This is a genomic window from Aliivibrio kagoshimensis, from assembly GCF_050337105.1.
GTDB lineage: Bacteria > Pseudomonadota > Gammaproteobacteria > Enterobacterales > Vibrionaceae > Aliivibrio_A > Aliivibrio_A kagoshimensis.
In genome coordinates this window covers 1-10406 of sequence record NZ_JAKJSQ010000098.1, presented here as the reverse complement: position 1 = coordinate 10406, position 10406 = coordinate 1, and the positions used below count along the sequence as shown (strand labels likewise).

Genomic DNA, 10406 nt, shown 5'->3' with positions numbered 1-10406 from the left:
GATTAGGGTCGTAGGTAGAGGAATCGCTTTTTTCTTTGAGTCATACTCATGGGAAGATTCTAAGCCTCCCTCTATAGCGGGTAGCACTACATCTGAAGTATATATATGTCGTAGTTTGAGGAGAGTTTGCGAGTAGAGCTCGGCATTATTGACAGCCATGGTTCGAATTTGAACGTCGGACAGCTTATCCAAATGCCATAATATGACTGCCGCACCAAACCCAAAGGTCAATGTTAACATCACCGTGGGATGCCGTATCATTAAATAGGCGATCTGTTTTATAACGCGATAGATAGATGGCAAATAGACCCTACCTTATAGCAAAATTTCTAGGTTATTTTTATGCTTTTCACACAATTTCTTCCGGACTCTTTTGCTAAGTATAGAGCTTTATCAGCAGTATTGATTATTTCATCAGTTGTTAAGTGCTGTGTCGGGATCACTGAGGTTACCCCTGCACTGATGGTGATAATGCTAGATGCACGAGCAAATTCATGGACGATAGCGCAACTTTCAATCGTTTGTCTGATATTTTCCGCAACCTGTATTGCCCCTTCAAGTTCGGTTTGGGGCAGTAACAATACAAATTCTTCGCCACCAAAGCGAGCCACTAGATCAGAAGAGCGCAGTTTGATACCACTTAACGCTTTGGCCACTAATTGCAGTGTTTCATCACCAGCTTGATGTCCATAGTTGTCGTTATATGATTTGAAGTTATCAATATCAATCATAATAACCGCTAGGTGAGTTCTGTATCGTAGAGCACGCTTCCACTCACTGTTCATCTCTTCGTTAAATTTTCGTCGATTGGCAATATCGGTTAATGCATCGGTATAGGTTAATTTAAGAAGATCTTTCTCGGCGGATTTACGCACCTTCATCTCTTCGGCCAGTCTTCGATTTATTAGTGTTGTCTCTTCCGCCATTTTACGTGAACGCTCGGAATGAATACGAAGTCGCCTCATGATAAAGCCGATACCAATTAATGAGCCTAACAGGATACCGGTTAGTAGGTAAAACGTTTGTAAAAGCATGCCATTCGCGATAACAAGGTTAGATTCAATCGGGGTAATAACTTCTAATACCCCTCTGACATCACCGACTTTCCAGCCAACTTTTGGGCTATTTTTTTGGCTATTGTGACAGCCAATACAGCTCTCTTTCATGATATCGGCAGTGGCATAACGCAGTGATGTGATGCCATCTATCTCTTCAATACGAAAGTAGGGTTGAGATGGATTTTTAGACAGCGCTAACCAGGCGAGTCGAGCAAAATCGTCTTGTAAACCACCTGTTTGCTCGCGCCAAGGAAATGGATATGGACTGTACAGCTTACTCTGTAATCCGCCATCAGTCTGACCCAATTGTTCACCTAATAACATGCCTAAGGTTGCAGGGAGCGGGATAGCGTTGGATTCTTGGTCATAGTCATGAGCAACCACTAAACCATTTTCAATGGCAGTATTCACGACCTCAGAGGCGTAAAGGGCACGAAACTCTGTCAGGGTTTCTGCATAAAGCTTGGAGTTTTGCAGTGCCATTGAGCTAATTTGAACTTCTGAAAGCTTCTCTAAATGCAGCAGTACCACACCCGTTCCAACACTGAATAGCAGTGTTAGCATAATCGTTGGGTGATCGATTATTAAACGAAGAAAACGCTGGATTAGCTTTAGAGGGTAAGGCAATGAAAGTGTACTCCGGAAACAGTAATGGCTCTGATAGTATTTATTGTACATCAATTAATAAAATATCAATGTTTTTCAGGTGTTTTCGTGATCAATCATTCTCGTAAGTGGGTGAAGTCAACGTTCATTATCATATTATATTAATAAAAGAGTAACTTAAGTGAGATTGACCTTCCAAAATCCGACTTAATTGATTTTTCAGCGTTAACATAAAAGTCATGTTCATAACGCATAGTCAAACAACTCAACGACGTAAAATTTTCTTTATGGTGTTGATAAATTTATTTCGTTTTACAGCGAAACAGTAGTATCCGATTATCTAGAAAATGACGATGTTAGGAGAGATTAATGCGACATCTAGGTAAATTTTACGATGATAAAAATTTCCCTTATGGTTTTAGACGAGCGGGTTTTTTTACCATCAATGAAGCCTCAATTTTGGAACAGTATGGCGTAACCATGCAGCAGTTATCAGGAGGGGCACTTCAACCCATTGATGATGAAGAGAGTCAGTTTTTATTGGATGTCGCCGGGGGAACATTGGCAACCAGTGATTTGAGTCGAAGCTGGATGAAATACATGAACAAGCTGAATCATAGGTCTAGGCTTTTTACGTTATGTGGCTCTTACCCGAAACCTTCGGTTTCTCGAGGTGAGCCCGATGAGTTTGATGACTCAAGTGATAATGATGAATTAGAATCAATGACGATCAAATAGCGGATTTCAGTGGAGAGGGCATAAAGAGTGAACCTCTTTATGCCCAAGTGATTATTTAGCCTTTCTTTGCTTGGCTTTTTTTTCCTGCTTTTGACGTTTACGAGTTTCAATTAACTGTGCAGCATCACCACCAACGTGTTGCTCTCCACGTTTTTCTGCAAGCTGAACCTGTTTTTCTCTTTCTCTGAAGCGGGCTTTTTGTTCTAGGCTGTGACTATCAAAACAGCGGTGACAACTCACCCCTTTTTCAAATTTTGAGTCCACCATATCTTGTTCGGTTATCGGCATTCGACATGCGTTACACATGCTGTATTGGCCTTTCTCTAATTGATGGTCAACGGCTACTCGGCCATCAAACACATAGCACTCACCTTGCCAGAGACTCTCTTCTTTAGGAACCTCTTCGAGGTATTTAAGAATTCCGCCTTCTAAATGATAAACTTCATCAAATCCTTGCTCTTTTAAGTAGGCCGTTGATTTTTCACATCGAATCCCACCAGTACAAAACATAGCGACTTTTTTATGTTTTTCAGGGTCAAGATTGTTTTTAACGTAATCAGGAAACTCTCGAAATGTATCCGTTTCAGGGTTGACGGCGTGTTCAAATGTACCTATTTCGATCTCGTAATCATTTCGTGTATCAACCACCATGACTTCTGGGTCTGAGATTAATGCGTTCCAATCTTTGGGTTTTACGTAAGAACCAACCACCTGTAAGGGGTCAATGCCTTCGATTCCCATAGTTACGATCTCTTTTTTCAGTTTTACTTTGGTGCGGTTAAATGGCTGAACATCATCAAAAGACTCTTTATATACGACGTTATTTAAACGGGGATCTTGTTTAAACCAATTTAATAGTGCATTGATGCCTTCGCGTGTTGAGGCAACGGTACCATTGATACCTTCATGGGCGAGTAATAGCGTGCCACGAATATCATGCTTATCCATAAACTGTTGGAGGGGGAGTTGAAGATCTTTAAAATTATCCAGTGCAACAAATTTATAGAGCGCACAAACAACATATTTTGACATGGTTTTTCCTTTTGCGGGCTGGAACGTAAATCCAGAGCAATAGATGAATGTAGGCGGATTATAACGGATGCGTTCATCGACAAATACGGATAGATAGTAGGTGTATTGGTGAAGGGCTACTGCCCTTCTTTATTAATGGCTCGTTGTGCATATTTAAATGATGCATACGCGATAATAATTAATAGAAATGGGATCAATGCTGCGGTGTACTCTACCCACTCCCCACCATGAAAGGCTTTACTTAAGATTAGATGGCCAAAGATAGATAAAAAAGCGCACAGCAGGATTATTGGGATCAGTTTCAGTTCCGCTTTCATTATATGCATTCCCTATTTAATGATATTTAAGAATCGGCTTTCCGATTGTATGCTTGTATGGTCAGTGTCTTGCATTCCAAATTGGATTGTAGAGACGGGTTTTTTCATCGCTTTAAAGTGTATTCCGAGACTGACCGGAACACTTAACACTTCTCCTGGTTGAACCACTACGCTTTGAGGTCCGTACCAGCGACTATTTGGCAAGCCTGTTACCGACAATTGATAAGTTTGAGGCTGTTGAGTTTTGTTGAATACTTTTAAGGTATAGGTATTTTCTATTTGCCCTTGGCTGTTGATCTTAAAGAGCTGGGTCCGATCGCGCAGTACATCTAACCTCATTGGCGAGATTGTCATTATTTGCGATATGAATAAGCCTATCATAAGCAGTAACATCGCAGCATAGCCAACCAGTTTAGGTCTGAAAATAGAGCTTTTATGACCCTGTTGTTGATGTTCTGTCGTGTATTTAATCAAGCCTTTTTGGTAACCCATTTTTTCCATGGTGTTGTCACAAGCGTCGATACAAGCACCACAATTGATGCACTCATATTGTAACCCATCGCGAATATCGATCCCTGTTGGGCAGACTTCAACACATAGGTTACAGTCGATGCAATCCCCCAAGCCTAATGTCGCGAGATTGGCTTTTTTAGGTCTAGGGCCTCGCAGATCACCCCGTGCGTTATCATAGCCTACGATGTAGGTATCTTTATCAAACATCGCTGACTGAAATCGGGCATAAGGACACATATGAATACAGACAATGGAGCGCATCCAGCCAGCGTTAATGTAAGTACAAAATGCAAAAAATAGAATCCAAAAACTTGCCCAGAAAGAGGCTTCAATTGTGGCAAAATCGATGAAAAGCTCTTTGATTGGGAAAAAATAGCCAGTGAATGTGAGCCCTGTTAACAGTGATAATGTTATCCACGCGAGATGCTTTGCCGCCTTGCGAATCATTAGAGAGGGAGTCATGGGACGTTGGTCCTGTTTTCTTCGCTTATTAGCGCTCCCTTCTAGTTTCTCTTCAAACCAGATGAACATAAAGGTCCATACCGTTTGAGGGCATAAGAAACCACACCAGACTCTCCCCAGGAAAGTCGTGATAAAAAATAGACCAAACGCGGCGATGACAAACAGAACGGCTAACAGGGTGAAATCTTGTGGAAACAAGGTGGTGCCAAAAAAGAAAAATTTCTGGTTCCAAAAGTCGAGCAGAATCGCTTGGTGGTTGTCATAGGAAAGCCAAGGAGTTAACCCGAATAACAACAACAGAAACCATGCGCCATTGCGTCTGAGTGCTTGGAATTTTCCTTGGCTCTTTCTGACGTATATCCCGTTATTGGGATTAAATCGGTCACTGTTGTTTTTATGCGTTTTGGGATTAAATTGTACGGGAGTAACATCTTTAATCTCTATGCGGTTACCGCTCATCACTGTTCCTGTTTAGCAACTATCACTTCAATAGGGCTATTGGAGCATAAGGGCTGAATAAAGCGATAGAACAGATCCATTGAAAAAGAGTAGAACAGTTGTACAAAAAATTAAAAATGCCGAACAGTTTTTCATTGCTACCCATTAAGTGGTGGATTTTATCAGTTTCCCTAGGGTTTTTATGGCCAGTTCAGTGCTCTCTGTCCAAGGGGGAGAGAAATTGAGGCGAATATGGTGATTGCAGTGATCTTGGGTGGTAAATAACATACCCGGTGCGATGCCAATGTTTTGTGTTAGGGCTTGTTGATAGAGTTGTTCACTATTCACCTGCTCTGGTAACTCTATCCATAAAAAGTAGCCCCCGTCAGGTTGACTAATACGAGTATTAGTCGGGAAGTATTGAATGACTGCTTGTAGCATCTGGCTTTTTCTCTGCTCTAGGGTGCGTCGTAGTTTTCTCAAGTGGCTATCATATCCACCTTGTTGCAAATAGGTGGCGAGTCCAAGTTGAGTGGGAACGCTAGCAGAGAGCGTTGACATTAACTGTAACCGTTGAATTTTTTCTGCGTAAGGTCCGGCAACCACCCAGCCGACACGATAGCCAGGGGATAAGCATTTTGAAAAAGAGGAGCAGTGAAGAATATTGCCGCTCTTATCATGGTATTTAGCAGGCAAGGGTTTGCTTTTGGTGAAATAGAGTTCTGCGTAAACATCGTCCTCAATCAAAGGAATGTGGTGTTTTTCAAGAAGATCAGCAAGGGCTTTTTTCTTTTCATCACCCATTACAAATCCGAGTGGGTTTTGAAAGTTAGTCATTAACCAACAGGCTTTAATAGGCTGCTGCTCGCAGGCTGTTTTTAATACCTCTAAATCCACTCCTTTTTTAGGGTGAGTCGGTATTTCAATGGCTTTCAATTTCAACCGTTCAATAGCCTGCAGTGCGCCATAAAATGTTGGTGATTCAATGGCGACTAAATCGCCGGGTTGCGTGACGGCCTGTAAACTTAAGTTGAGTGATTCAAGCGCGCCAGAGGTGATCACAATATCATCGGGGCTGACGTTGATCCCATCTAAAGCATAACGCTGCGCAATACAGCGTCTTAATGCTTCGCTACCTGGTGGCAAGTTAGAGACCGCTCCTGAGGCAGGCATTCTACGCATGCTACTGGCTAAAGCGCGTGCTAAAGCTTGTTGTGGAAACAGTTTTGGATCGGGAAAGGCAGAGCTAAAAGGAACAATATCTGGGTTCTTGGTTTTTTGTAGTAAATCAAACAGAACATTATTGATATCTACGGTATCAGATTGCATTAACTGCTGTGATGGAGCACTCGGCTCTTGTACTCGATCGGTTTGTGGTGCCACGTAGTAGCCAGATTGAGGTTTAGAGATGATCAACCCTTGGCTCTCAAGCAGCTGATACCCTTGAAGCACCGTTGCTAAACTGAACCCAGAGGTGGTACAACTGGCACGGATTGACGGTAACTTGTCGCCAGAATTCCATACCTTGTTTTTTATCTGCAATTTTAAATCGTGGGCTAGCTGCTCGTAGCGTTTCATTACACTCAACTGTTATGGTTATTTTTTAAAATTGTATCTTGTAATGATTTGGGTATAAACGATTAATTGAGCTATTTATTGATTAGTATTCGAATTTGTTTTGATGATACTCTCATGTTTACCCCAAATAACGTAATCATACGGAGATGATGATGTCAGAGTTTAAAAATGTAACGGTAATCAAACAAGCCAGTGTCTATTTTGACGGTAAGGTGACCAGTAGAACCCTCAAGTTTTCAGATGGCAGTCATAAAACCTTAGGCATAATGCAGGCAGGAGGTTACGAGTTTGGGACCGCTCAAAAAGAGATCATGGAGATCCTTTCGGGGGAGCTTAATGTGCTGCTTCCTGAGACAACGGAGTGGGTCAATATCAAAGGTGGTGAGCAGTTTGAAATCCCCGCTAATGCGAAATTTAAGGTAGAAGTGATTACCCTTACCGATTACTGCTGTTCGTATGTGGCTTCATAAATAGATAATCAGTGCTGCTGGTACGTCAGCAGCACGTCACCTCAGTTACTTGGTTATTTGATACTTTTCTAACAGAGAGTACCAGCTAAACTCAAGATTATTATACTCCTGAAGGCAGAACTCTCCGCGCTCTTCTAGCATCTCTTCACTTTTTAATAGCTCGTCATATTTGTCAGGGTCGCTGCCGTACACATGGCAGATACTGGTGAAATAACGTTGAAGATCTAAGCTGTGTTCGTCCCAAAAATCGGGAGCAGAGAGCTCAGTTCTGTCGCTACTTTCAAAATCAAAGAGATCGGCTGCACTGATAACCATCTCAGCCCCCTCTTTAAAGTGAGCGATCAGCATGATGTTGGCAAATCCATCCACCGCGTCTTCTTCTTTACCTAACACCGGAAGATCGTGCATCGCGATCAAGGCGTGACCAAATTCATGCAACAGCGTATGAACCAACGAATCCATCACTGCGGTTTCAACAGACACGCCGCTCTCACTGTATTTCTCTTTACTAAAACGTGCCTCAATCTCTGTTAAAAAGTGATAGGGAACGAAGATTTGATTGAGTTGTGGATCAAACAGTGGACCCTCTTCTCCACCGAAGGTGATTAACAGAGGCCGAGAGAGTGCAAAGTTCTGTGTGATTAACTGTTGAACCTGTGCCACGGTTGGGCTGTTCTCAATAATCTCTTTATACTGTTGCTCTTGTGCGTCATTTGGTTTGAGGTACTCAATGGTGACCGTTTCATTAGCATAAAGTGAACCTGATGAGATAAATAGAAACGCAGAAAGAAGCAGGGTTTTTAAGGTCATAATCTTACCAAAAGTGAGTGGACGCTCTACACAGTGTACAGCGCCGCGTGATTTATTTCCTACGCTTTAGATAACATCCTGATAAGAACAGCAAGCCGAAGAAACCTAGTGAACCACCACCGCTAGAGCTAGAGCTAGAGCTAGAGCCAGTAGTGAGCGTGATGTTGTTGAGATCTTGAAATGGGTCGTGGGCAAAGGAATAGAGTGCAGGATTGGTTAGGGCAGCTGATGTTAGTTGATTACCTGCAGTTGCGGTTTCAGTATCTATCCACGCTAAGTAACTACTTACTTCGGTATACACACTAGGATAAGTCGTGGTACCACAACTTGCCGTGCCAAAGCTCACTAAGCCAATGAGACGAATCCCTTTATCACTGTTTGCGGAGAAGGTTGGGTCCTTCCAAACTAAGGGGCCACCACTGTCACCGCCGCAACTGTCCGTGACACTGTTTGGGTCTACCTTATAGGCACAGATATGTTTTAAGTTTGTGATACCCCAATAATCATCACATGATGAATCAGGAACGCCGACCATTAGTGCTTGTTTTAACTGATTGGTCTGGGTATGCAAATCGGGGTCGGTTCCCCCCCAACCAGAGACTAAAACAGTCGCTGGATTGCTTTGACTGTAGCTGCTATTTACACCCGCCCAGACGGTAGAGGTCGCAGTGTTAAAATCGTCTCTTGAGGAGCTACTTGCTATTGCTATTGGGGAAGAAGTCAAAGTACCAGACACGCGAAGCAGAGCAATGTCGTCAGTCAGAGAGACATGATTATAGTCATCATGGACTTTTATAAAGTCGACGCTATAGGGAGTGCTCGTTGGTAAGTAAGCACTATCAGCACGGACTAAGATATCACTGGCTAACATACTAGTGACCTTATCATTTTGCACCACACAGTGAGCTGCAGTTAATACCCAGCGGTCACTGATAATGACCCCACCACAGACGAATGGGCCACCATATAATCCATTAACATCAGTACGTAATCTCACCTGCCAAGGAATATGTTGAGTACTCACACTCCCTTCAACGATGTAGGGGGTGATTTTTGCTTCTTGTGTATGGGAAGCAGTGGTAAAAAGGGTAATTAACGGGAAAAGGAACCAAAGAATAAACTTCATACAACAACAACCTACTCAATTAATGGTGATATGTGTAAAACCATTCATATCAATAATGAATAATATGTGATTATCCTATGAAAGCAATCACTCTATTCAACTGACATTATAATTGGAAGTAAGTTCTTAAAATGTGCTTTTGTGAGTTGCCGTTGGATGTTAGCGAGGTGCGCTCTAAGATTATTAGAGCGCCAAGTGGGTTATTTTTTGCGTTTTAGGTAAACTCCTGCCAAGAGGAGTAAACTAACGATCCCCAAAGAACCTCCGCCGCTAGAGTTACTATTATTTGATGATCTGTACTCATCAAATGGGTTGTAGGAGTGGGAGTAAACATTTGCTTGATTTAATGTTGGAACCGAAATGGCAGTCGTAGTGCCAATCCATGCTAGGTAGTTGCTAACTTCAGTGTAAACACTAGGGCTGGTAGTAAGACCGCAACCACCTGATCGCCCATAGCTAACTAATCCAATTAGTCGAACCCCACCATCACTATCTCCTGAGTAATTTGGATCCTGCCAAACAAGTGGCCCGCCACTATCTCCTCCGCAACTCGAGGTTGAATTATTTGGATTGATTTTTGTTGCACAAATAGAAACCGAACCATTTATAGAAGTTGCTCCCCAAAGAGCATCGCAATTGCTGTCAGGCACACCAATCAACAACGCTTGTTTGAGTTGATTAGATTGGTTATTAAGGTTTGAATGCGTACTTCCCCAACCAGATACAAGAACACTTGCTGCATTATTTTGACTATATGTCGAAAACTCATCAATCCATACATTCGAAAAGGCATTATCTAGTCGAGTCTGTCCTGCTGCTTCGAGCAATGAAATTGGTGTGCTTTGGGTGATATCCGTAGCGATTTCTAGTAGGGCAATGTCATGCTCAACTGTAGAGTGGTCGTAAGATGGGTGTTTATATACATTGATAACACTGTATTCAGTACTTGCAGTTAAAAAAGAATTACCAGCATAAACCTTTATTTCAGTCGCTAAGTAGGTGCTATGATCTACCTTATCTACACAGTGTGCGGCAGTTAAAACCCAATTTTTATTAATAACCACACCACCACAAACATATGGACCGCTATCCAAACCGTTGATATCGGTTTGTAATCGAACCTGCCATGGAATGTAATTTGAACTATATTGCCCCTCAACGATATAAGGGGTTATTTCGAGATCTTCTGAGCTTGATGCTGCTGAAAAAAAAGTGACTAATGCAAAACAAAACCAAATAATATACTTCATACTAAAAC

Annotated in this window: 11 protein-coding genes; 2 read left to right on the top strand and 9 right to left on the bottom strand. The window is 42.1% G+C overall.

Features of this window, described 5'->3' with window-relative positions; all coding sequences use genetic code 11:
- Positions 1 to 303: hypothetical protein (locus tag L4C32_RS19265; RefSeq protein ID WP_428198517.1), on the bottom strand; the 303-nt coding region annotated here is incomplete at its 3' end.
- Between the two features lie 26 nt (positions 304 to 329).
- Positions 330 to 1685, bottom strand: a complete 1356-nt coding sequence (locus L4C32_RS19260) for a diguanylate cyclase (protein ID WP_428198516.1) — start codon at positions 1683 to 1685, stop codon at positions 330 to 332.
- Positions 1686 to 2033: 348 nt separating this feature from the next.
- On the opposite strand from L4C32_RS19260, the gene L4C32_RS19255 reads away from it, so the two are divergent.
- Positions 2034 to 2402 carry a MaoP family protein gene (locus tag L4C32_RS19255; protein ID WP_428198515.1) on the top strand — a complete coding sequence of 123 codons (369 nt, stop codon included), beginning with the start codon at positions 2034 to 2036 and terminating at the stop codon, positions 2400 to 2402.
- Between the two features lie 51 nt (positions 2403 to 2453).
- Here L4C32_RS19255 and trhO read toward each other — a convergent pair whose 3' ends face one another.
- The 4 genes from trhO to L4C32_RS19235 all read right to left on the bottom strand — a co-directional run bounded on the left by trhO (position 2454) and on the right by L4C32_RS19235 (position 6742).
- Positions 2454 to 3434, bottom strand: coding sequence for an oxygen-dependent tRNA uridine(34) hydroxylase TrhO (gene trhO, locus L4C32_RS19250; protein ID WP_428198514.1), 981 nt, complete (start codon positions 3432 to 3434; stop codon positions 2454 to 2456).
- A 116-nt stretch (positions 3435 to 3550) separates the two neighbouring features.
- Entirely contained in the window at positions 3551 to 3751 is a 201-nt protein-coding gene (locus L4C32_RS19245) for a hypothetical protein (protein ID WP_428198513.1), read from the bottom strand.
- 12 nt (positions 3752 to 3763) lie between these two features.
- Positions 3764 to 5185, bottom strand: a complete 1422-nt coding sequence (ccoG, locus tag L4C32_RS19240; protein ID WP_428198512.1) for a cytochrome c oxidase accessory protein CcoG — start codon at positions 5183 to 5185, stop codon at positions 3764 to 3766.
- A 144-nt stretch (positions 5186 to 5329) separates the two neighbouring features.
- Positions 5330 to 6742, bottom strand: a complete 1413-nt coding sequence (locus tag L4C32_RS19235) for an aminotransferase-like domain-containing protein (RefSeq protein WP_428198511.1) — start codon at positions 6740 to 6742, stop codon at positions 5330 to 5332.
- 152 nt (positions 6743 to 6894) lie between these two features.
- Between L4C32_RS19235 and ppnP the strand changes: the two genes are divergently transcribed.
- Positions 6895 to 7212: a pyrimidine/purine nucleoside phosphorylase gene (gene ppnP / locus L4C32_RS19230; RefSeq protein WP_428198510.1), complete on the top strand. Its 318-nt coding sequence runs from the start codon at positions 6895 to 6897 to the stop codon at positions 7210 to 7212.
- Between the two features lie 45 nt (positions 7213 to 7257).
- Here ppnP and L4C32_RS19225 read toward each other — a convergent pair whose 3' ends face one another.
- From L4C32_RS19225 to L4C32_RS19215, 3 genes are all read right to left on the bottom strand, one after another.
- On the bottom strand, positions 7258 to 8022 hold the full coding sequence (locus L4C32_RS19225) for a DUF4344 domain-containing metallopeptidase (protein ID WP_428198509.1): 765 nt from the start codon (positions 8020 to 8022) through the stop codon (positions 7258 to 7260).
- 52 nt (positions 8023 to 8074) lie between these two features.
- On the bottom strand, positions 8075 to 9148 hold the full coding sequence (locus L4C32_RS19220; RefSeq protein ID WP_428198508.1) for a S1 family peptidase: 1074 nt from the start codon (positions 9146 to 9148) through the stop codon (positions 8075 to 8077).
- Positions 9149 to 9348: 200 nt separating this feature from the next.
- Positions 9349 to 10406, bottom strand: a 1058-nt coding sequence (locus tag L4C32_RS19215) for a S1 family peptidase (RefSeq protein ID WP_428198507.1), incomplete at its 5' end; no start/stop codon positions are given.

Bases quoted from the DNA above. Each gene is read 5' to 3' on its own strand.
- L4C32_RS19255 (WP_428198515.1), top strand. From the start codon at position 2,034: ATGCGACATCTAGGTAAATTTTACGATGATAAAAATTTCCCTTATGGT.
- trhO (WP_428198514.1), bottom strand. From the start codon at position 3,434: ATGTCAAAATATGTTGTTTGTGCGCTCTATAAATTTGTTGCACTGGAT.
- L4C32_RS19245 (WP_428198513.1), bottom strand. From the start codon at position 3,751: ATGAAAGCGGAACTGAAACTGATCCCAATAATCCTGCTGTGCGCTTTT.
- ccoG (WP_428198512.1), bottom strand. From the start codon at position 5,185: ATGAGCGGTAACCGCATAGAGATTAAAGATGTTACTCCCGTACAATTT.
- L4C32_RS19235 (WP_428198511.1), bottom strand. From the start codon at position 6,742: ATGAAACGCTACGAGCAGCTAGCCCACGATTTAAAATTGCAGATAAAA.
- ppnP (WP_428198510.1), top strand. From the start codon at position 6,895: ATGTCAGAGTTTAAAAATGTAACGGTAATCAAACAAGCCAGTGTCTAT.
- L4C32_RS19225 (WP_428198509.1), bottom strand. From the start codon at position 8,022: ATGACCTTAAAAACCCTGCTTCTTTCTGCGTTTCTATTTATCTCATCA.
- L4C32_RS19220 (WP_428198508.1), bottom strand. From the start codon at position 9,148: ATGAAGTTTATTCTTTGGTTCCTTTTCCCGTTAATTACCCTTTTTACC.